The organism is Pseudomonas sp. PvP009, assembly GCF_017832995.1.
GTDB classification, from domain to species: domain Bacteria; phylum Pseudomonadota; class Gammaproteobacteria; order Pseudomonadales; family Pseudomonadaceae; genus Aquipseudomonas; species Aquipseudomonas syringae.
Genome location: NZ_JAFIBG010000001.1, coordinates 5,195,241 through 5,216,367, shown reverse-complemented (window position 1 = coordinate 5,216,367; position 21,127 = coordinate 5,195,241). Strand labels below are relative to the sequence as shown.

The 21,127-nt window shown below is 60.9% G+C and carries 18 protein-coding genes and 1 riboswitch; of the genes, 5 read left to right on the top strand and 13 right to left on the bottom strand.

Translation table 11 applies throughout. From position 1 onward, the window contains the following. The first annotated feature begins 76 nt into the window (after positions 1-76). The 3 genes from JOE29_RS22355 (at position 77) to JOE29_RS22345 (ending at position 3,463) form a co-directional block, all read left to right on the top strand. Positions 77-1,951 (top strand): flavin monoamine oxidase family protein, encoded by a 1,875-nt coding sequence (locus JOE29_RS22355; RefSeq protein WP_057407086.1) that lies wholly within the window; start codon positions 77-79, stop codon positions 1,949-1,951. A 357-nt stretch (positions 1,952-2,308) separates the two neighbouring features. Beyond that, positions 2,309-2,857, top strand: coding sequence for a cytochrome b (locus tag JOE29_RS22350; RefSeq protein WP_003316708.1), 549 nt, complete (start codon positions 2,309-2,311; stop codon positions 2,855-2,857). A 27-nt stretch (positions 2,858-2,884) separates the two neighbouring features. Continuing rightward, complete coding sequence (locus JOE29_RS22345) at positions 2,885-3,463, top strand: YceI family protein (RefSeq protein WP_003346342.1); 579 nt, start codon at positions 2,885-2,887, stop codon at positions 3,461-3,463. A 424-nt stretch (positions 3,464-3,887) separates the two neighbouring features. On the opposite strand, the gene JOE29_RS22340 is transcribed toward JOE29_RS22345, so the two are convergent. The 3 genes from JOE29_RS22340 to ahcY form a co-directional block, all read right to left on the bottom strand. Then, entirely contained in the window at positions 3,888-5,777 is a 1,890-nt protein-coding gene (locus JOE29_RS22340) for a DEAD/DEAH box helicase (protein WP_003316710.1), read from the bottom strand. 311 nt (positions 5,778-6,088) lie between these two features. Then, positions 6,089-6,934, bottom strand: coding sequence for a methylenetetrahydrofolate reductase [NAD(P)H] (metF, locus tag JOE29_RS22335; protein WP_024665827.1), 846 nt, complete (start codon positions 6,932-6,934; stop codon positions 6,089-6,091). A 189-nt stretch (positions 6,935-7,123) separates the two neighbouring features. Beyond that, a complete protein-coding gene (gene ahcY / locus JOE29_RS22330) occupies positions 7,124-8,533 on the bottom strand; it encodes an adenosylhomocysteinase (RefSeq protein ID WP_210079872.1) in 1,410 nt (469 codons plus the stop codon). Positions 8,534-8,556: 23 nt separating this feature from the next. Next, positions 8,557-8,667, bottom strand: a riboswitch (S-adenosyl-L-homocysteine riboswitch). Between the two features lie 220 nt (positions 8,668-8,887). Between ahcY and JOE29_RS22325 the strand changes: the two genes are divergently transcribed. Then, positions 8,888-9,283: a hotdog domain-containing protein gene (locus JOE29_RS22325; protein ID WP_003316713.1), complete on the top strand. Its 396-nt coding sequence runs from the start codon at positions 8,888-8,890 to the stop codon at positions 9,281-9,283. 120 nt (positions 9,284-9,403) lie between these two features. Here the strand turns inward: JOE29_RS22325 and otnI are convergent, their stop codons facing one another. The 7 genes from otnI to alaC all read right to left on the bottom strand — a co-directional run bounded on the left by otnI (position 9,404) and on the right by alaC (position 16,711). Further along, complete coding sequence (gene otnI, locus JOE29_RS22320) at positions 9,404-10,189, bottom strand: 2-oxo-tetronate isomerase (RefSeq protein ID WP_210079871.1); 786 nt, start codon at positions 10,187-10,189, stop codon at positions 9,404-9,406. A gap of 22 nt (positions 10,190-10,211) precedes the next feature. Beyond that, complete coding sequence (locus JOE29_RS22315) at positions 10,212-11,669, bottom strand: GntP family transporter (RefSeq protein WP_003414329.1); 1,458 nt, start codon at positions 11,667-11,669, stop codon at positions 10,212-10,214. Between the two features lie 135 nt (positions 11,670-11,804). Continuing rightward, positions 11,805-12,443, bottom strand: coding sequence for an aldolase (locus JOE29_RS22310; protein WP_003392253.1), 639 nt, complete (start codon positions 12,441-12,443; stop codon positions 11,805-11,807). Then, positions 12,443-13,732, bottom strand: a complete 1,290-nt coding sequence (gene otnK, locus JOE29_RS22305; protein WP_074953991.1) for a 3-oxo-tetronate kinase — start codon at positions 13,730-13,732, stop codon at positions 12,443-12,445. Before otnK ends, JOE29_RS22310 begins: the two co-directional genes overlap by 1 nt. 10 nt (positions 13,733-13,742) lie before the next feature. Then, positions 13,743-14,648 (bottom strand): L-threonate dehydrogenase, encoded by a 906-nt coding sequence (gene ltnD / locus JOE29_RS22300; protein WP_003316718.1) that lies wholly within the window; start codon positions 14,646-14,648, stop codon positions 13,743-13,745. Positions 14,649-14,873: 225 nt separating this feature from the next. After that, positions 14,874-15,329 carry a YkgJ family cysteine cluster protein gene (locus tag JOE29_RS22295; protein ID WP_002551717.1) on the bottom strand — a complete coding sequence of 152 codons (456 nt, stop codon included), beginning with the start codon at positions 15,327-15,329 and terminating at the stop codon, positions 14,874-14,876. Between the two features lie 173 nt (positions 15,330-15,502). Then, positions 15,503-16,711 carry an alanine transaminase gene (gene alaC / locus JOE29_RS22290; protein ID WP_210079870.1) on the bottom strand — a complete coding sequence of 403 codons (1,209 nt, stop codon included), beginning with the start codon at positions 16,709-16,711 and terminating at the stop codon, positions 15,503-15,505. A gap of 337 nt (positions 16,712-17,048) precedes the next feature. Between alaC and ilvD the strand changes: the two genes are divergently transcribed. Continuing rightward, a complete protein-coding gene (gene ilvD, locus JOE29_RS22285; protein ID WP_046236028.1) occupies positions 17,049-18,896 on the top strand; it encodes a dihydroxy-acid dehydratase in 1,848 nt (615 codons plus the stop codon). 68 nt (positions 18,897-18,964) lie between these two features. On the opposite strand, the gene JOE29_RS22280 is transcribed toward ilvD, so the two are convergent. From JOE29_RS22280 to rdgB, 3 genes are read right to left on the bottom strand one after another with little or no spacing between them, the layout of a single operon-like run. Then, positions 18,965-19,288: a DUF3392 domain-containing protein gene (locus tag JOE29_RS22280; protein WP_002551720.1), complete on the bottom strand. Its 324-nt coding sequence runs from the start codon at positions 19,286-19,288 to the stop codon at positions 18,965-18,967. Between the two features lie 9 nt (positions 19,289-19,297). Continuing rightward, positions 19,298-20,512, bottom strand: coding sequence for a radical SAM family heme chaperone HemW (gene hemW / locus JOE29_RS22275; RefSeq protein ID WP_003316722.1), 1,215 nt, complete (start codon positions 20,510-20,512; stop codon positions 19,298-19,300). Next, positions 20,509-21,102 carry an RdgB/HAM1 family non-canonical purine NTP pyrophosphatase gene (gene rdgB, locus JOE29_RS22270; protein ID WP_003422453.1) on the bottom strand — a complete coding sequence of 198 codons (594 nt, stop codon included), beginning with the start codon at positions 21,100-21,102 and terminating at the stop codon, positions 20,509-20,511. The genes hemW and rdgB overlap by 4 nt, the downstream gene beginning before the upstream one ends. Between the last annotated feature and the right edge of the window lie 25 nt (positions 21,103-21,127).

Below are 21,127 nucleotides of genomic sequence, written 5' to 3'. Positions count from 1 at the left end.
TCGCGTATCCTGCGCAGCGAGTCGATGTGTCGGGCTGACTTGCCCTATCTTCCCTATGTTTTCTGGAGTTCGCCGAATGCTTTCTGGTTGGCTGCGCGCGTGTGCGCTGATAGTGGCAGGGTTGGTCAGCGTTTCGACGCTCGCCGATGAAAAACAACGAACCGCCATTGTCGTCGGTGGTGGTCTGGCAGGTTTGACTGCCGCCTATGAACTGCAGGCCAAAGGCTGGCAGGTGACGGTGCTGGAAGCCAAGCCGAGCCTGGGTGGCCGCTCCGGTCTGGCGACCAGCGAGTGGATCGGCAACACCAAGGCTCAGCCTGTGCTGAACCGCTACCTGGACAGCTTCAAGCTGTCTACCGTGCCCGCGCCTGAATTCGTGCGCACGCCCAGTTACCTGATCGACGGTGTGTACTTCACCCAAGCTGACCTGGCCGCCAAACAGCCGGCGACCGCCGAAGCCATCAAACGCTACAACGACACGCTGGATAACCTCGCGCGTTCGGTCGACGACCCGGAAAACCCGGCGTCCAACAGCACGCTGTTTGCGCTCGACCAGATCAACGTCGCCAACTGGCTGGACCGCCTGAACCTGCCTGTCACGGCGCGTCAGTTGATCAACCAGCAGATCCGTACCCGCTACGACGAGCCTTCGCGCCTGTCGCTGCTGTACCTCGCCCAGCAATCGCGGGTTTATCGTTCGGTCGACGAGCGTGACTTGCGTGCTGCACGCCTGCCCGGTGGCAGTGCGGTGCTGACCCAGGCGTTCGTCAAGCAACTCAAGACCGTCAAGACCAACTCGCCGGTGACGGCAGTCATTCAAGAGAAGGACAAGGTCACGGTCAAGGCTGGCGCCACCAGCTATACAGCAGACTATGTAGTGATGGCCGTGCCGTTGCGTTCGCTGGGCAAGATCCAGATGACGCCTGCACTGGATGCGCAGCACATGGGCGCGATCAAGAGTACCAACTACGGCTGGCGCGACCAGATCATGCTCAAGTTCAAGACTCCGGTCTGGGACAGCAAGGCGCGCATGTCCGGTGAAGTGTTCAGTAACACCGGTCTGGGCATGTTGTGGGTAGAGCCGGCGCTTAAAGGTGGCGCCAACGTGGTGATCAACCTGTCTGGCGACAACGCACGCATCATGCAGGCCTTCGGTGACAAGCAGATGGTCGATCAGGTGCTGATCCGTCTGCATGCGTTCTACCCTGAGGCACGCGGCGCCTACACCGGCTATGAAATCCGCCGTTACAGCGTCGATCCTTCCACCGGCGGTTCTTACCTGGCGTTCGGTCCCGGCCAGATCAGCAAATACTGGCGCTTGTGGGAACGGCCGATCCTGCGCGTAGCCTTTGCTGGCGAGCACACCGACACCTTGTACCCCGGCACTCTGGAAGGCGCCCTGCGCAGCGGTCAGCGTGCAGCCGGTCAGGTGCAGGATCTGGCCGCTGGCAAGTCGTTCGAGCCGGTCAAGGTTGCACCGCCGAAAGCACCGGCCCCTGCTTCGCAGAAGTCCGATGGCAATTTCTTCAGCAACCTGTTCGGCGGTTCCTCCGACAAACCGGCTGAACCTGCCAAGCCGCAGGCTGGCAAGCCAGGTTTCTTCTCGCGCATGTTCGGTGGCGGTGAAGAACCGGCCCCGGCACCTGCTCCGGTAGAGAAAGCTGTAGAGCCTGCTCCAGCGCCTGCACCGGCTGCCCCTCCGGCACCCGTGGTTGCGCCGGTTGTCCAGCCTGCCAAACCGCCGGTAAAAGCCGAGCCAGCGAAGAAACCAGCGACCAAGGCTGAGCCTGCGAAGAAAGTGCAAAGCAAGGAAGCGGCCAGGAAAGAAGCGGCTAAAAAAGAGGCTGCGAAGAAGGAAGCGGCCAAAAAAGAGGCCGCGAAAAAGGCTCAGAGCAAACCGGCGCCAGCCAAGGCCCCTGCTGAAGCAGCGCCTGCAGACGCCAATAACTGACCGTCCGATGGCTGACTGAAAGGGATGCGGTTCATACCGCATCCCTTTTTTTATGCGCGCTCGATTCGTTCTATCCCTGTGGGTAGCCCTTGTCGGGCCTGATCGTGCCGTTCATCGGTATCGAAAGGCCGATGGTCATTGCAAAGTGTTACTGACGGCAAATTATCGGGATGCTGCTGCAGCGCGGACAGCCTGACACCGCTGAACAGAGGTTCAGGTGTTGAGGGAAGCAACAGAATCGAGGTACGAACTGCCCACCAGACCTATCGTATTGTTCGATGCGTCCGAGCGAAATTTTGCGCTTTCATTCGATAGATAAAAAGCTAGTCTGGTAACACTTCTGACAAGGTACTGGTAATGCAGCTACGTAATTCATCCTCTCGCTACGGTCTGGTCAGCATAGTGCTGCACTGGGGTGTGGCAGCTGTCGTGTTTGGAATGTTTGCGCTGGGGCTGTGGATGGTTGGGCTGGATTACTACGATACGTGGCGCAAGGCGGGTCCTGATCTGCACAAGAGCATCGGCATCACGTTGTTTGCGGTCATGTTGATCCGCGTGGTCTGGCGTCTGCTCAGTCCGCCACCGCCGCCGTTGACCAGCTACAGTAAGTTGACGCGCATCGGTGCCGCATTCGGCCATCTGTTTTTGTACGTCGCACTGTTTGCCGTGATGTTCGCCGGGTATCTCATTTCCACCGCCGATGGCGTGGGGATTCCGATATTCGGCCTGTTCGATGTGCCCGCGCTGGTTTCGGGCCTTCCTGATCAGGCAGAAACGGCTGGCTGGATTCACCTGTATCTGGCCTGGGTCATCGTGATATTCGCGGGGCTCCATGGTCTTGCTGCATTGAAACACCACTTCATCGATCGCGATGTGACCCTCAAGCGTATGCTGGGTCGTAATTGATTGTTCAACCAAAACGGGAATAAACGCATGTTGAAGAAGTCTCTCGCCGCTCTGGCTCTGGGTACCGCATTGTTGTCTGCTGGCCAGGCCATGGCTGCCGACTACGTTATCGACAAGGAAGGTCAACACGCATTCGTTGACTTCAAGATCAGCCACCTGGGTTATAGCTTCATCCACGGTACCTTCAAGGACTGGGACGGCACGTTCAGCTTCGATGCTGCCAAGCCTGAAGCCAGTAAAATCAACGTCGATCTGAAAACCGCCAGCCTGTTCACCAACCACGCTGAGCGCGACAAACACATCTCCAGCAAAGACTTCTTGGACGTTGCCAAATACCCTGAGGCCAAATTCGTTTCCACCGCAGTCAAATCGACTGGCGAGAAAACGGCTGACGTCACTGGCGACCTGACCCTGCACGGCGTGACCAAGCCAATCGTCATCAAGGCAACCTTCAACGGCGAAGGCAAGGATCCATGGGGCGGCTACCGTGCCGGCTTCAACGGTACTTCGACGCTGAACCTGAACGACTTCGGCATCAAAGGCCCAGGCCCGACGTCGCAGACGCTGGATCTGGACATCAGCTTCGAAGGCGTACAGAAGAAGTAATTGCACGCTTGATCGACAGAACGCCGACCCTTGGGTCGGCGTTTTTGTGGGTGCTGCCCAGGATCGAACGCGGAGCGTCCAAGGCTGCGCTACTGCGCGGAGCGCTTATCTTCATATACAAGCCCTGAAAAGCTCGGAGGACGGCGCTTTCAGGTTTCTGCCCGCAGGGCGTGGGAGCGGACCGGGCGACGCTTCGCTTGTTCGCGAAAGGGCCTGTATATTCACCGAAAATGCATCGTCTGAGCTGAAGCCTTCGCGAACAATGCGGATCGCCGCCCCGGTCGCTCCTACGGCCTTCGGCCAGAATCAAAAACAGATTTACGTATACGCAGAGTGCGGGAGCGATCATTTCGCACGACGATCATCGATACAACAAACAAAAACGCCCCGAGCAAGTCGGGGCGTTTTTAGTGTTGCGTGGCTGTCAGCTGTCGCGATTGCGGGTCAGCAGGGCCGGTTTTTCACCGCGTGGACGGCTTGGCAACTGGTCCAGTTGCTCGGCAGAAGGGAAGCGGTCGATCTTGGATTCCTTGTGCACGATCTTCGGCTGAGGCTGGCCGTCGCGGGGTGCGCGTGCGACTGGCTCCTGACCTTCACGTGGCAAGGGTTGCTCTTCACGTGCCGGGCGACGGCCACGTGGCTGACCATCACGCGAGCGGGGTGCCGATGAACCCGAGCCGTTGCGCTTTGGCGCGCCACTGCCCGAGCCGTTGCGAGCGCCACCGGCAGGGCGACCCGGATTGGCCGGGCGAGCAGCGCCGCCAGCGGCCGGTGCGGCTGCGCCAGGCGCTGCAGCAGGGCGACGACCACGGTTCTGGCCTTTGCCCTGATAAGGACTGACGTAGTCAGCACGGTTGCCAAAGTTGTCTACTTCATCGTCACGGAACTCGTCAGGGGCACGATCGGCTGCCGGACGCGGTGTGGCGGGTTGCGATGCACGCTGTTCGCTGCGAGGCGTGCCCTCACGAGGTTTTTTTTCGCGTGGCTGCCTTGCAGGGCGTTCGCCGGTGGCGGAGGCAGCAGCAGGTTTTTCCTTGCCTTTATCCTTGCCCTTGTCGCGACGACCACCGTTGTTCTTGTCGCCATCGCCACGTGCAGGACGTGCGCCACGCGAGTTGCGAACATCCGGACGCTCACGCACTTCAGGCTTCTCAGCCTCGACTGCAGTGATGTCGAAGCCCATCAGGTCGCCGTCGGCGATCTTCTGCTTGGTCATGCGCTCGATGCTTTTGAGCAGCTTCTCTTCGTCCGGCGCAACCAGCGAAATGGCTTCGCCGGAGCGACCGGCACGGCCGGTACGACCGATACGGTGAACGTAGTCTTCGTCGACGTTGGGCAGCTCGAAGTTGACGACATGCGGCAACTGATCGATATCCAGGCCGCGTGCGGCGATATCGGTCGCGACCATGATGCGTACATCGCCTGCCTTGAAGTCGGCCAGCGCCTTGGTCCGGGCGTTCTGGCTCTTGTTGCCGTGGATCGCGACAGCCGCAAGGCCGTGCTTGTCCAGGTACTCGGCCAGACGGTTGGCGCCGTGCTTAGTGCGGGTGAAGACCAGCACCTGTTCCCAGGCACCGACGGTAATCAGGTGCGCCAGCAGCGAACGTTTGTGGTTGGCTGCCAGGCGGAAAACCCGTTGCTCGATGCGCTCGACCGTAGTGTTCGGCGGCGTGACTTCGATGCGCTCTGGGTTGTGCAGCAGCTTGCCGGCCAACGACGTGATGTCATTGGAGAAGGTAGCCGAGAACAGCAGGTTCTGACGCTTGGCCGGCAGCCGCGCGAGGACCTTCTTGACGTCATGCACGAAGCCCATGTCGAGCATCCGGTCTGCTTCATCGAGCACCAGGATTTCGACGTGGGACAGGTCGACACTGCCTTGACCGGCCAGGTCGAGCAGGCGGCCAGGGCAGGCCACCAGGACGTCCACACCACGGGACATGGCCTGAACCTGAGGGTTCATGCCGACGCCGCCGAAGATGCAGGCGCTGACGAATTTCAGGTCGCGGGCATAGAGCTTGAAGCTCTCGTGCACCTGTGCGGCCAGTTCTCGGGTCGGGGTCAGGACCAGAACGCGTGGTTGACGCGGGCCGTGACGCTGGGATTTGTCCGGAACACCATTGGGAAACAGCCGCTCCAGAATAGGGAGGGCGAAACCACCGGTTTTACCAGTACCGGTCTGTGCCGCAACCATCAGGTCGCGACCTTGCAACACGGCGGGAATGGCCCGCTGTTGCACGGGGGTAGGCTGGGTATAGCCCGCTGCCTCGATGGCGCGGACTAAAGCCTCGGAGAGACCGAGGGAAGCAAAGGACATGAGTAATCCTGTTCTGTTGGAGCTTAAGCTCAAGGGATGTCTTGCCTGGCGCGAATGGCGTGTAAAGACAACGCGATCCCGTCCGGTCCTGCCGGGTCTTCAGTGCATTCCGTGACGTCTGCGCTTGATGAAAATTGCGCTGTTGGCGTGAACGGATGACGATTGCAAGACCGGGCGTCCGGGCGTAAGCCTGGCGGGAAGGCTGGAGTATAACAGAGCGAGCGCAATACGCCGCTTTCCTGCTGCCCAACGGTGTATGAGGCCGCGATCCCCCGGAAACTGCCGGTTGGATCGCGGTGCCACAGCCGTTTTCAGCGTGGCAGTTGCAGGTTGTTCCACACCGCCAGGCTCGGTTCTGCCTGGTTCAGCGTGTAGAAGTGCAGACCGGGGGCGCCGCCTTGCAGCAGTCGTTCGCACATCTGCGTGATGACTTCTTCGCCGAACGCCTGGATGCTTTGCACGTCATCGCCGTAGGCTTCCAGCTGTTTACGGATCCAGCGCGGGATTTCCGCACCGCAGGCATCCGAGAAACGCGCCAGCTTGCTGTAATTGGTGATCGGCATGATGCCCGGCACGATCGGAATGCTGACGCCCATCTTCTCGACCCGCTCGACGAAGTTGAAATAGCTGTCGGCGTTGAAGAAGTACTGCGTGATCGCACTGTCGGCGCCGGCGTTGGCCTTGTTGACGAAGTGCTTGAGGTCGTCTTCGAAATTGCGCGCCTGCGGATGCATTTCCGGGTAGGCGGCGACTTCGATGTGGAAGTGGCTGCCGCTTTCCTGGCGAATGAAGCTCACCAGGTCATTGGCGTGACGCAACTCACCGCTGGCCATGCCCATGCCGGAAGGCAGGTCGCCGCGCAGTGCCACGATGCGTTTGATGCCCGCATCCTTGTATTGCGCCAACAGCTTGCGCAGGTCGTCCTTGCTGTCGCCCACGCAGGACAAATGCGGCGCAGCAGGGACTTTGATCTCGTTTTCCAGCTGCAGCACGGTATTGAGCGTGCGGTCGCGGGTCGAGCCACCGGCACCATAGGTGCAGGAGAAAAAATCGGGGTTGTACGTGGCCAACTGACGAGCGACGGTCAGCAGCTTTTCGTGTCCAGCGTCGGTCTTGGTAGGAAAGAACTCGAAGCTGAAGCGGCGTTCTTGAGACATGGGGGAGGAGGCCTCCAGCTTTTAGCTGCAAGCTACAAGCTGCAAGAGGGCTGTATGCCTGGCTCCGCAGCCTCATGCTTACCGCTCACGGCTGTGTAATAACGATAAAGAAACGAGCGTCAAGCTCAAGCTGCAAACAAGAGAAATGCACTTGCTTGCAGCTTGAAGCTTATCGCTTGCAGCTATCTATCAATAGCGATAAGCGTCTGGCTTGAACGGGCCTTCGACGGTCACGCCGATGTAATCGGCCTGGGTCTTGGTCAGCTTGGTCACAACGCCACCGAAGCCGCGGACCATTTCCAGGGCCACTTCTTCGTCGAGTTTCTTCGGCAGTACTTCAACGGTCAGACGTTCGGCTTTCTTGGCCGGTACCAGGTCGGCGTACTTCTGCTCGAAGAGGAAGATCTGCGCCAGAACCTGGTTGGCGAACGAGCCATCCATGATGCGGCTTGGGTGGCCAGTGGCGTTACCCAGGTTTACCAGACGGCCTTCGGCCAGCAGGATCAGGTAGTCGTCGTTCTGCGCGTCGAACGAGCCTGGGCCGGTACGATGGATCTTGTGAACCTGTGGCTTCACTTCTTCCCATGCCCAGTTCTTGCGCATGAAAGCGGTGTCGATTTCGTTGTCGAAGTGACCGATGTTGCACACCACAGCACGCTTTTTCAGCGCCTTGAGCATGTTGGAGTCGCAAACGTTGACGTTACCGGTGGTGGTAACGATCAGGTCGATCTTGCCCAGCAGCGCCTTGTCGATGCTCGCTTCGGTGCCGTCGTTTTCACCGTCGATGAACGGCGAGACCAGCTCGAAACCGTCCATGCAGGCCTGCATGGCGCAGATCGGGTCGACTTCGGTCACTTTGACGATCATGCCTTCCTGACGCAGCGACTGGGCCGAGCCCTTGCCCACGTCACCGTAGCCGATCACCAGCGCCTGCTTGCCGGACAGCAAGTGGTCGGTGCCGCGCTTGATGGCGTCGTTCAGGCTGTGACGGCAGCCGTACTTGTTGTCGTTCTTGCTCTTGGTCACCGAGTCGTTGACGTTGATGGCCGGGATTTTCAGCTCGCCCTTGGCCAGCATGTCCAGCAGGCGGTGCACGCCAGTGGTGGTTTCTTCGGTGACGCCGTGGATCTTGTCCAGCATCGCCGGGTATTTCTTGTGGATGATCTCGGTCAGGTCGCCGCCGTCGTCGAGGATCATGTTGGCGTCCCATGGCTGGCCATCCTTGAGGATGGTCTGCTCGATGCACCACTCGTATTCTTCTTCGGTTTCGCCTTTCCAGGCGAACACAGGAATGCCGGCAGCAGCGATGGCCGCAGCAGCCTGGTCCTGAGTCGAGAAGATGTTGCACGACGACCAGCGAACTTCGGCACCCAGGGCAACCAGGGTTTCGATCAGTACGGCGGTCTGAATGGTCATGTGGATGCAGCCGAGAATCTTCGCGCCTTTCAGCGGCTGATCACCGGCGTATTTGCGACGCAGACCCATCAGGGCAGGCATTTCGGATTCGGCGATGATGGTTTCGCGGCGACCCCAGGCGGCCAGGGAAATATCGGCAACCTTGTAGTCATTGAATTCTGCGGGCGTCATTACAGCACTCATTGAGAGTCTCCATTCCATAAAAATGCGAATGGGCGCCGTTGTGCGTTTAAGGTTTGCCGGTCGAGGATCGTCCTGGCAAACAACGCCCCATCCGAGCCTGACAGGGAAAACCTGCTGCAGCGCCCCTCGGACAGGTGGCGGGAACGGTATCAAGCGTAGATGACCGTTTTGAAACGTTTGGCAGTATAGCGGTGCTCGCGATTCTACCCAAGGCTTTCTGTCGGTTTAAAGGCCATCCAATTGCCATCTGTCTGTAATAGGGTCGATGCACAGTCGCTATGACGCAGGCATGGGCGCGGGTCGCCAGCTCTGCCATCATGCAGCTATCCATCGGCCAGACGCTCAGGAGTGAACATGAATTTCCACACCCGCAAATGGGTAAAGCCCGAAGACCTCAACCCCAACGGCACATTGTTCGGCGGTAGCCTGCTGCGCTGGATCGATGAAGAGGCGGCGATCTACGCGATCGTTCAACTGGGTAATCAGCGGGTGGTCACCAAGTACATCTCTGAAATCAACTTCGTCAGTGCCTCGCGTCAGGGCGACATCATCGAACTGGGCATCACCGCCACGGATTTCGGTCGCACCTCGATCACCCTCAAATGTCAGGTGCGCAACAAGATCACCCGCAAAAGCATTTTGACCGTCGACAAGATCGTCTTCGTCAACCTCGACGAAGACGGCCAGCCTGCGCCGCATGGCCGGACTGAAATCCGCTATATCAAGGACCAGTTCGACGTAGAGGACTGACGCTCAGGTCGCTGAACATCGGACGCAGAGCGTCCGACACGACCGTTACAGAATGATCGTTCCTCACGCTCTGCGTGGGGATGCCGTTCACGACGCTCCGCGTCGTCCATGCCGCGGGTTTCAGCCCCTGGCCTGCAACGCGCGCAACCACGCGAGACCCGCGCTGGTATCGCCTTTCGGGCGATATTCGCAACCGATCCAGCCGCTGTAGCCCAGTTCGTCGATGACGTTGAACAGGTGTTCGTAGTTCAGTTCGCCCAGGTCCGGCTCATGGCGATCCGGCACCCCGGCGATCTGGATATGACCAATGCCTGCAAAGTCACGACGCAGCTTGCTGGTCAGGCCACCTTCGACGATCTGGCAGTGGTAGCAGTCGAACTGCACCTTCAGGTTGTCGGCACCCACCAGCTTGCAGATGTCCTGTGCCTGATCCTGACGGTTGAGGAAGAAGCCCGGCATGTCGCGGGTGTTGATCGGCTCGATGAGGATCGTGACGCCTGCGCCCTTGGCTTGCTCAGCCGCGAACGCCAGGTTTTCCAGGTAGACCGCTTGATGACGCTCACGCAAGCTTTCATTGGGCAGTAGGCCGGCCATGACATGCACACGATCATTGCCCAGCACCTGCGCATACTCCAGTGCCCGCTCGATACCGCTGCGAAATTCCGTTTCGCGGCCCGGCAGCGTGGCAATGCCTCGCTCGCCTGCCTCCCAGTCGCCCGGCGGAGCGTTGAACAGCGCCTGCACCAGACCGTTGTCGCTCAGGCGCTGCTTGAGTTCCTGAGTGCTGTAGGCGTAAGGGAACAGGTACTCGACCGCGCCGAAACCATCGGCAGCGGCTGCGGCAAAGCGCTCAAGAAAATCATGCTGCGGGTACAGCATGCTGAGGTTGGCGGCAAAACGAGGCATGTTAACTCCAGTCTTCAAAAGGTCAGACGAATGGCCAAAGCAGCAGGGTGATCACGAAGCCCAGTGTGCCAAGCAGCGTGACCAGTACAGTCCAGGTGCGCAAGCCGTCGGCGACGTTGAGGCCCGCCAGCTTGGTGAACATCCAGTAACCGGCATCGTTGATGTGCGACATGGCCAGACCGCCACCGCCCATGGCCAGACACAGCAGGGCCAGGTGGTTGGCGCTCAGGTCCAGCGTGGCGATCAGCGGGCTGAGAATGCCTGCGGTGGTGACCAGTGCAACGGTGGTCGATCCTTGAACGGCGCGCAGCAGCAGGGTCAACAGGAAGCCCAGCGCGAGTACCGGCAGACCGGTGTTGCGCAGCGCCTCGGAGACCACGGCACCAATGCCGGTGTCGACCAGCACCTTGCCGAATACGCCACCGGCGCCGGCAATCAGGATCACCATCGCCACACCCGGCAAGGCCGAGCCGATCACATCGGACACCTGGGTACGGCTCCAGCCGCGACGTGAGCCCAGCAGCCAGGCGCACAACAGAGTATCGATCAGCAACGCAACCAGAGGCGCGCCGAGCACGGTCAGCACCGCGCGCAGCGTGGAAGTGTCCGGCAACATGGTAGTGGCCAGCGTGCCCATCAGAATCAGCACGATCGGCAGCAGGATCAGCGCGATGATCAGTCCGAAACCCGGTGCGGGCGCAGGCGGCAGCTTGCTTGCCAGGCTGCTGGCGCTCTCTTCGACGCCCATTGTTCGGGTTTCGGTCGCTTCGCGCACAGCGGAATAATCGTTGCGCGCCCAGGCTTCCAGATCTTCGTTGGTCACGTGCGGGCCATAGACTTCGGCACGGATGTCATCGGTCATCGGGTAAGTCTTGCGGGTCATGCGCCCCGCGACGAAGTAGCCGATCATGCACAGCACGGCAACGATCGGAATGCCCAGCATCAGCACCCGGCCCAGGTCCGCGCCCAACTGGCTGGCGGCGGCGACAGCGCCAGGGTGCGGCGGCAGAAACGCATGCACGGCGAGCAGTGCAGCGCACATCGGCAGCGCGAAAATCAGCAGCGGCTTGCGTGCCGCACGTGCGACACCGTAGGCCAGCGGCATGAGAATGATCACGCCGACCTCGAAGAACACCGGAATGCCGACCATGAAGCCGGCAACGGTCAGCGCCAGCGGCGTGCGCCTGTTGCCGAAGCGGTTGATCAGGGTCTTGGCCAGCGCTTCGGCCCCGCCGGACAGCTCGATGATGCGCCCGATCATTGCGCCCAGGGCGATGATGATCGCGATATGGCCGAGCGTCTTGCCCATGCCGCCTTCGATGGTGGCAACCAGGTCGGCCGGTTTAACACCGGCGACCAGAGCCACGATAATGCTGACCAGCATCAGTGCGACAAAGGGCTGGAATTTGTACTTGAGCACCAGAAACAACAGCAGTGCGATGCCCGCACCGGCCACGACCATCAACATGAGCGGCGTCATGCCCGTGCACTCCGGTCAATAGCGGTAAAGGCTGACAACGAAACAGCGGGGTAGGGGTGAGTCATGCTCTCGATTCCTGTTGTTATTGTTGTTCGACCGGGAGGCGCAATGCACTCCCCGATCACCGTGTGTTCGTTACCACCTGGCGCCGAACACCTGACGCAGCTCTTCAAGCGCCGCCGGGTCCAGCGGTGCAGGTTTGGGGTTGCTCATCAGCCACAGGCGGGCAGTCTCTTCCAGCTCTTCCAGGGCATAGCAAGCCTTGGCCACCGAGCTTTCCCAGACCACCGGACCGAGGCGCTCGAGCATCACGCCGCGCACGCTGTTGGCCAGTTCCGCCACCCGCTCGGCGACTTTCGGCGAGCCCGGACGTTCGTAAGGGATCAAGGGGATGTGCCCAACCTTCATGACCTGATACGGCGTCAGTGGCGGAAGAATGTCGTCTTCCTGCCACACCCCGGCCAAGGTCAAGGCGACCAGATGCGTCGAGTGCGTGTGCACCACGCCGCCGACCTGCGGGTTGCGGTCGTAGACTTCGCGGTGCAGGGCCAGGGTCTTGGACGGCTTGCTGCCGGACACCCATTCACCGGCCAGATTGACCTTGGCAATATCGGCCGGGTCCATGCGGCCCAGGCAGGCGTCGGTCGGGGTAATCAGCCAGCCGTCGTCGAGTCGTGCGCTGATGTTGCCGGCGCTGCCAACCGTGTAGCCACGGCCATACAGCAAACGGCCGACGTCGCAGATTTCCTGACGCAGTGCGTTTTCGTCGATCATCACGCAGCCCCCGCCAGTTGCTTGAGCGCCTTGGTGAAGAAGTCGCGCGCACCGAAGTTGCCGGATTTGAGGGCCAGGGCCAGCGGTTGTGCGCCGCTGCTCACGGTGGCCGGAACGCCCGGATCGATCTGTGCGCCGATTTGCAGCAACTGCACGCCCAGTGCCTGAACCACGGCGCCGGAGGTTTCGCCACCGGCCACCACGAAACGGCGCACGCCTGCGTCCAGCAGCCCTTTGGCGATTTCACCAAGTGCGGCTTCGACCATGGCCCCGGAGCGTTCAACGCCCAGTTCTTTCTGCACGGCTTTGACTTCGTCCGGGGTGCTGGTGGCGTAGATCAATACGGTCTGCCCGGCATCTTTGGCGAAGGCCAGCGCCTGCTCGACCACTGGCTTGCCAGCGGCCAGGTCCAGCGGATTGATGCGCAGCGCAGGCCGATCAGCTTCCAGCCAGGCCGCGACCTGACCATTGGTGGCGACCGATGCGCTACCCGCCAGTACCACTTCGCCGCCACTGATGGCGACCTGCTTGGCGGCATCGATATCGCGCAGCTTGCCCGCTTTGCGGAAGTTGCCCGGCAGGCCCAGCGCCAGACCCGAGCCACCGGTCAGCAGCGGCAAGTCGGCGCAGGCTTCGCCAAGGGTGTACAAATCCGCATCCGACAGGGCATCGGCGATCGCCATGCTCACACCTTCGGCGCGCAGCTCGGCAATTCTGTTACGCACGCCTTCGACGCCCTGGGCAATGCTGTCATAGCGCAACAGGCCGACCTTGTGGCGGGTCTGCGCTTGCAGCACACGCACCAGATTGGCATCGGTCATGGGCGTCAGCGGGTGGTTCTGCATGCCCGATTCGCTGAGCAACTGGTCCTGCACGAACAGGTGACCACGGAAGATCGTGCGGCCGTTTTCCGGGAAGGCCGGGCAGGCGAGGGTGAAATCGCTGCCCAGTTGCTCCAGCAGTGCTTCGCTGACCTGGCCGATGTTACCCGCGGCGGTGGAATCGAAGGTCGAGCAGTATTTGAAGAAGATCTGCTCGCAGCCGCGCTCGCGCAGCCATTCCAGAGCCGCCAGGGATTCAGTCACCGCGTCGGCGCTGGGCGTGGTACGCGATTTCAGCGCGATGACAATCGCGTCAGCGTCCAGACCGGCAGCCATCTCGGCGCTGGGTATGCCAATGCTTTGCACGGTGCGCATGCCGCCCCGCACCAGCATGTTGGCCAGGTCGGTGGCGCCGGTGAAGTCATCGGCAATGCAGCCCAGCAGCGGGCGAGCGTTATTCAGGCTCATCAGTCGCTCCTCAGGCTTTTTCTGGCTTGGCTTTCGGCAACTCGATGCCCGGGAAAATCTTGATCACGGCCGAGTCATCTTCACGACCGAAGCCGGCGCTGGATGCCTGCATGAACATCTGGTGCGCGGTGGCCGAGAGTGGCAGCGGGAATTTGCTGCTGCGTGCGGTATCCAGCACCAGACCCAGGTCCTTGACGAAGATGTCCACGGCCGACAGCGGCGTGTAATCGGCATTGAGGATGTGCGGCACGCGGTTTTCGAACATCCACGAGTTACCGGCACTGTTGGTGATCACTTCATACAGCGCGTCAGCGTCGACACCTTCGCGCAGGCCAAGAGCCATGGCTTCGGCACTGGCTGCGATGTGTACGCCAGCGAGCAACTGATTGATGATTTTGACTTTCGAGCCCAGACCGTGGACGTCGCCCAGGCGATAGACCTTGCCGGCCATGCCGTTGAGGATGGCTTCTGCCTTGGCGTAGGACTCGGCCGGGCCGGAGGTCATCATGGTCATTTGGCCAGCGGCAGCCTTGGCGGCACCGCCGGAGATAGGCGCATCAAGGTACAGCAGGTTCTGTGCGGCCAGACGCTCGCCCAGTTCGACGGCGAAAGTGGGCGCGACGGTGGCGCAACCGATGACCAGGCAGCCCGGACGCAGCGCGGCAATGGCGCCGTTCTCGCCAAACAGCACGGTTTCGGTCTGCTCGGCGTTGACCACAACGGTGATGATCACATCGCAGGCAGCGGCCATGCTGGCCGGAGAATCACAGGCAACCCCGCCTTCCTGGGCGAATGCTTCGGTCACGCTGGTGCGCACATCACAGGCATGCACAGTGAAGCCGCTACGCAGCAACGAGCGGGCAATGCCCAGACCCATCGCACCCAGGCCGATAACGCCAACGTTCTTGCCAGTCATGCAGTAATCCTCGAAGTCAGTGCCGATGCCTGTGAAGCCGACATTCGGACGTTATTGTTCTGATCTGTGAATCGGATAGTGAATCAATGAGTAAATAATGTGAAGTATTTTTATTTTTCACAAAATTTAACATCGATAGGCTTTTTCCATCGCGCACAAAAAAGCCCCTGTGCGGGGCTTGATTGACAATGATCATGTTCGGCGTGCTGCGCCGTCTTTCACGAATCAGAATTTCGGTACTGGTGCGCTGGTGGCGTTTCTCAGTGAGCCGCTTTCCTGACGCACGACTTCTTTGGGCTTGTACGCGCAATAACCGGGGCGCGGCCCGACTTTCGGGTGGTTGCGGCAGGTGTCCGGGCGCTTGTCATAGATCGTGCACAGGCGGCTCTTGCGGTCCAGGTACAGGCAGTCGTTGTTGCTCATGCGCTGCAAGGTGAAGATCTCGGACTTCTGGTTGTAGCGCTCGACGATGCCTTCTTTCTGCAGCCGCTTGGCGATGTTCTTCGCCGGGTCGCCGCGTTCGAACTCATCGACGATGCCGATGCGGATCAGGTCCTTGATCTTCACTTCGACCGGCAACGTGCAGCAACTGGACACGCAGCCCCCGCACATGTGGCTGGAGTATTTGGCCCAGGTGTCGATGCGATCGAGTTCTGCGGCGGCGATCAAGGTGGGTTTCATTTTATGTCAGGCTTCCGGGTGTATCGGGGCGCGCGATCATACCGGTCTGCAGCGATTTGCAGAAATCAAAAATTACCGAGGCGACTGTCGGTCAGGTGTGGGCAGGCAGTCGGCTGCAGCGTCCGCGCCTGCCGAGCGCAGTCGGTCAGCAGGCGCGGTGTCTCAGAAGGCACTCAGGACTTGAGCTTGTCGTCGGCCCTGAACATGCTGCGGATGCCACGAACGGCCTGGCGGATGCGGTCCTGATTCTCGATCAGTGCGAAGCGCACGTGATCGTCGCCGTACTCGCCGAAACCGATGCCCGGCGAGACACAGACCTTGGCTTCGGCCAGCAGCTTCTTGGCAAACCCCAGCGAACCCAGGTGCGCATAAGCCTGGGGAATCTTCGCCCAGACGTACATCGAAGCCTTGGGGGTCTCGACCATCCAGCCCAGCTCGTGCAAGCCCTTGACCAGCACATTGCGGCGCTGGCGATACTGCTCGGCAATGTCGAGCACGCATTGCTGGTCGCCTTCCAGTGCGGCAATCGCCGCCACCTGCAGTGGCGTGAAGGTACCGTAGTCGTGGTAACTCTTGATCCGCGCCAGTGCATTCACCAGCTCGGGGTTGCCGACCATGAAGCCAATCCGCCAGCCTGCCATGTTGTAGCTCTTGGACAGGGTGAAGAACTCGACGGCAATGTCCTTGGCACCCGGCACCTGCATGATCGACGGGGCTTTCCAGCCATCGTAGACGATGTCGGCGTATGCCAGGTCATGCACCACCAGCACGTCGTACTGTTTGGCCAGGGCCACCACGCGCTCGAAGAAATCCAGCTCCACGCATTGCGCGGTCGGGTTGGACGGGAAGCCCAGAATCATCATCTTCGGCTTGGGAATCGAGCCGCGGATGGCTTTTTCCAGTTCGTCGAAGAAGTCCACGCCTGGCACCAGCGGCACCGATCGCACCTGGGCGCCGGCAATCACGGCACCGTAGATGTGGATCGGGTAACTGGGGTTGGGCACCAGCACCGTGTCGCCCTGATCCAGCGTGGCGAGCATCAGGTGGGCCAGACCTTCCTTGGAACCAATGGTCACGATCGCTTCGCTTTCAGGGTCGATGTCGACCTCGTAGCGCTTCTTGTACCAGTTGGAAATCGCCCGACGCAGGCGTGGAATGCCGCGCGAGGTGGAGTAGCCGTGGGTGTCTTCGCGCTGGGCGACGGTGATCAGTTTTTCGACAATGTGCGGCGGTGTGGCCCCATCGGGGTTGCCCATGCTCAGGTCGATAATGTCCTCACCGCGACGACGAGCAGCCATTTTCAGCTCGGCGGTGATGTTGAACACGTAAGGGGGGAGTCGATCGATGCGCGCAAAGCGGCGCGGCGAACCTTGGTCTGCCATGAGTATCTCGCGTACGTAAGCGCCCGGAACCGTCCGAGCGACGTGGCCACATGAGGCGGCCTGCCGAGGAAGATAGATGGGCTGATAGCCTTTTGTCCATCGGGATTTGCAACGCCGTGCCAAGACCGATATTCGGACCCCACCAAACCACCCGGCGGTGTAGAATCGGCGCTATTCATCGCCAGTCATCCCCGGCGGGTTTATGAGCTCAGGCCGAGTACACGGTGATCCCGTGGTGTTCGGTTTCTTCGCTGCCTGCGGTCACTGCCGCTCGTCCGCGACGTCAATAGAAGCTCACTCCCTTCCTGATCAGCCTTATTTTTGCCGGAGTGCTCCAATGCCTGATTACCGCTCGAAAACCTCTACCCACGGCCGCAACATGGCCGGCGCCCGTGCCCTGTGGCGCGCCACGGGCATGAAGGACGAAGACTTCAAGAAACCGATCATCGCCATCGCCAACTCCTTCACCCAGTTCGTGCCAGGCCACGTCCACCTAAAGGACATGGGCCAGCTGGTCGCGCGTGAAGTCGAACGCGCCGGTGGCGTGGCCAAGGAATTCAACACCATTGCGGTCGACGACGGCATCGCCATGGGCCACGACGGCATGCTCTATTCGCTGCCGAGCCGCGAGATCATTGCCGACTCGGTCGAATACATGGTCAACGCGCATTGTGCCGATGCCATCGTGTGCATTTCCAACTGCGACAAGATCACCCCGGGCATGCTGATGGCGTCGTTGCGCCTGAACATTCCGGTGATCTTCGTCTCCGGTGGTCCGATGGAAGCGGGCAAGACCAAACTGGCCAGCCACGGCCTGGATCTGGTCGATGCGATGGTCATCGCCGCCGATTCTACCGCCAGTGACGAAAAAGTCGCCGAGTACGAGCGCAGCGCCTGTCCGACCTGCGGGTCGTGTTCCGGCATGTTCACCGCCAACTCGATGAACTGCCTGACCGAAGCACTGGGCCTGGCCCTGCCAGGCAACGGTTCCGCACTCGCCACCCACAGCGACCGCGAGCAACTGTTCCTGCAGGCCGGCCGCACCATCGTTGACCTGTGCCGTCAGTACTACAAGGAAAACGATGACTCGGTGTTGCCGCGCAACATCGCCAACTTCAAGGCGTTCGAGAACGCCATGACGCTGGACATCGCCATGGGCGGTTCGACCAACACCATCCTGCACTTGCTAGCGGCGGCTCAGGAAGCCGAGATCGACTTCGACCTGCGCCACATTGATCATCTGTCGCGCAAGGTGCCGCAGCTGTGCAAGGTCGCGCCGAACATCCAGAAGTACCACATGGAAGACGTGCACCGCGCGGGCGGGATCTTCAGCATCCTCGGCGAGCTGGCCCGTGGCGGTCTGCTGCACACCGACCTGCCGACCGTACACAGCAAGACCCTGGCCGAAGGCATCGCCAAATGGGACATCACCCAGACGGACGACGATGCCGTGCACACCTTCTTCAAGGCAGGCCCGGCGGGCATCCCGACGCAGACCGCGTTCAGCCAGTCGACCCGCTGGGAAAGCCTGGATGACGACCGTGAAAACGGCTGCATCCGCAGTGTCGAGCACGCCTATTCACAAGAAGGTGGCCTGGCCGTGCTGTACGGCAACATCGCACTGGACGGCTGCGTGGTGAAAACCGCTGGTGTCGACGAGTCGATCCACGTCTTCGAAGGCAACGCGAAGATCTTCGAAAGCCAGGACAGCGCGGTGCGCGGGATTCTCGCTGACGAAGTCAAAGCGGGCGACATTGTCATCATCCGCTACGAAGGCCCGAAAGGCGGTCCGGGCATGCAGGAAATGCTCTATCCGACGTCCTACTTGAAGTCCAAAGGGCTGGGCAAGGATTGTGCGCTGCTGACTGACGGCCGTTTCTCGGGCGGTACGTCCGGCCTGTCCATTGGTCACGCCTCACCGGAAGCTGCGGCAGGCGGAGCGATCGGTCTGGTGCGCGACGGTGACAAGGTGCTGATCGACATCCCCAACCGCTCGATCAACCTGCTGATTGACGATGCCGAAATGGCCGAGCGTCGCGCCGAACAGGACAAGAAAGGCTGGAAGCCTGTCGAGTCGCGCCCACGCAAAGTGACCACCGCCCTCAAGGCCTACGCCCTGCTGGCGACCAGCGCCGACAAGGGCGCGGTGCGTGACAAGGCGTTGCTGGACAAGCTGGTGCCTTGATCCGCATCGGCAACACTAAAAAGCCCGGCAGAGATGCCGGGCTTTTTGCTGTGTTTGAAAAGCTGCACTCACTTGCGGTCGGCAATCACCCCGATCAGCACCAGCACCACCAGCAGCACTGGCGCCAGGCTGTAGTTGTTGAACTGGCTGAGGCCGCGTACCACCCACGGCGTGGCGTAGATCAGCGCTGCGCCACTGCCGACTGCGCACAGCAGGGCGATGAGCGGGATGCGCAGGGCGCCGGTAATGCCGCTGATTCGCTGTTCCAGCCAGCCTTTGATGTCCGAGCCGAACAGCACAAGCAGGCAGCCCACCAGCGCGAGCGCGATTTCCGAGAGATTGCTGCGGCTCCAGCGCGAGACGGTGGCGAGCAAATCGAGTACGAAATCCATGCAGGGTCCTTAGATCAGAAAGTATTGCAGCAGGTCGTTGAGGAACAGCTGGCCTTGTGGCGTGGCGATCAGGCGTGTCGGGTCCTGGTGCAGCAACCCCTTTTGTTCAGCCTGTCGACGCGCCTCGGCCAGCGAATCGAGGCTTAGACCGGTTCTTTCGCGAAATAACGCAGCGTCCACACCATTTGTCAGTCGCAGTGCGTTCATCAGGAATTCGAACGGCAATTCGTCCAGCGGCAACAGCTTGGAACCGGCCTGAAACGGCTTGTCCGGGTTCAGGTAATCCTTGGGCAGCCGGGTTTTCCAGGTGCGCATGATGCGCCCGTCCGGGTGGCTCAGCTTGCCGTGTGCGCCTGCGCCGATGCCGATGAAATCACCGAACGCCCAATAGTTGAGGTTATGCCGCGCCGGTTTCCCGGGCTGTGCATAAGCTGACACTTCGTATTGCGCGTAGCCATGAGTGGCCAGCAACTGCTGTCCGGTTTCCTGAATGTCCCAGAGAATGTCGTCTTCGGGCAGCACCGGTGGCTGATTCCAGAATACCGTGTTGGGCTCCAGGGTCAGTTGATACCAGGACAGGTGGGTCGGTGCGAGGGCAATGGCCTGGCGCAGATCCGCCAGCGCTTCGTCCTGGGATTGATCCGGCAGGCCGTGCATCAGGTCCAGATTGAAGTTGTCGAAACCGGCCTGGCGCGCCATGTCGGCGGCACGAATCGCTTCGTCGCCGTTGTGAATGCGGCCCAGCGCCTTGAGTTTGGACTCTTCGAAGCTCTGGATGCCGATCGACAGTCGATTGATGCCCAAGCCGCGATAGGCGCTGAACTTGGCCTGTTCGAAGGTGCCGGGGTTGGCTTCCAGGGTGATCTCGATGTCGCTGGCAAAGCGGATGCGCTGTTCGACGCCTTTTAGCAGGCGCCCCAGCGCATCGGCGCTGAACAGGCTTGGCGTACCGCCACCAAAGAAGATCGATTGCAGCTCGCGGCCATAGACGTGCGGCAGGTCAAGGTCAAGGTCGGCGAGCAGGGCGTCGACGTATTCCTGTTCCGGCAGCACCGGGCTGGCGGTGTGCGAGTTGAAGTCGCAGTACGGGCATTTGCGCACGCACCACGGAATATGGATGTACAGCGACAGCGGCGGCAGGTGCGGCAGTGCAGGGCGCGGGCTCTCTGACGAGAAGCCGCTCTCGCCGAGAAACAGCGGCTGCGCAGGCGAATCGTGGGTCATTGCAGACCCAGGCGTTGCCGCAACAGGACCATCGCGCGGGCGCGGTGGCTGAGCTGGTTTTTCTCGGTCGGGCCCAGTTCGGCGCTCGAGCAGTTGCGCTCCGGCACCCAGAACAGCGGGTCATAGCCGAAGCCGTGTTCACCGCTGGCGGCATGCAGAATGCGCCCATGCCACAGCCCTTCACAGAGGATCGGCAATGGGTCGTCGGCGTGGCGTACCAGCGCCAACACGCACACGAACTGCGCACCACGCTGGTCGTCCGGCACGTCTTTCAGCGCCTCCAGCAGCTTGGCGTTGTTGGCAGCATCGCCCTGGCCGTCGGCGTAGCGGGCGGAATAGATACCCGGCGCGCCGCCGAGAAAGTCCACTGCAAGCCCCGAGTCGTCGGCCAGCGCAGGCAGGCCGGACAGGCGCGCGGCGTTACGTGCCTTGAGGATTGCATTCTCGACGAATGACAGGCCGGTTTCTTCCGGCTCAATCAGGCTGAATTCGCTGACCGAGCGCAGCGTTACGCTGCCGCCGAGCATGGCCTGGAGTTCCTTGAGTTTGCCGCCATTGTGGCTGGCCAGTACGAGTTGTGTGAGGTTCATGGTTGGCCTGTCGTGGTGCATGAAA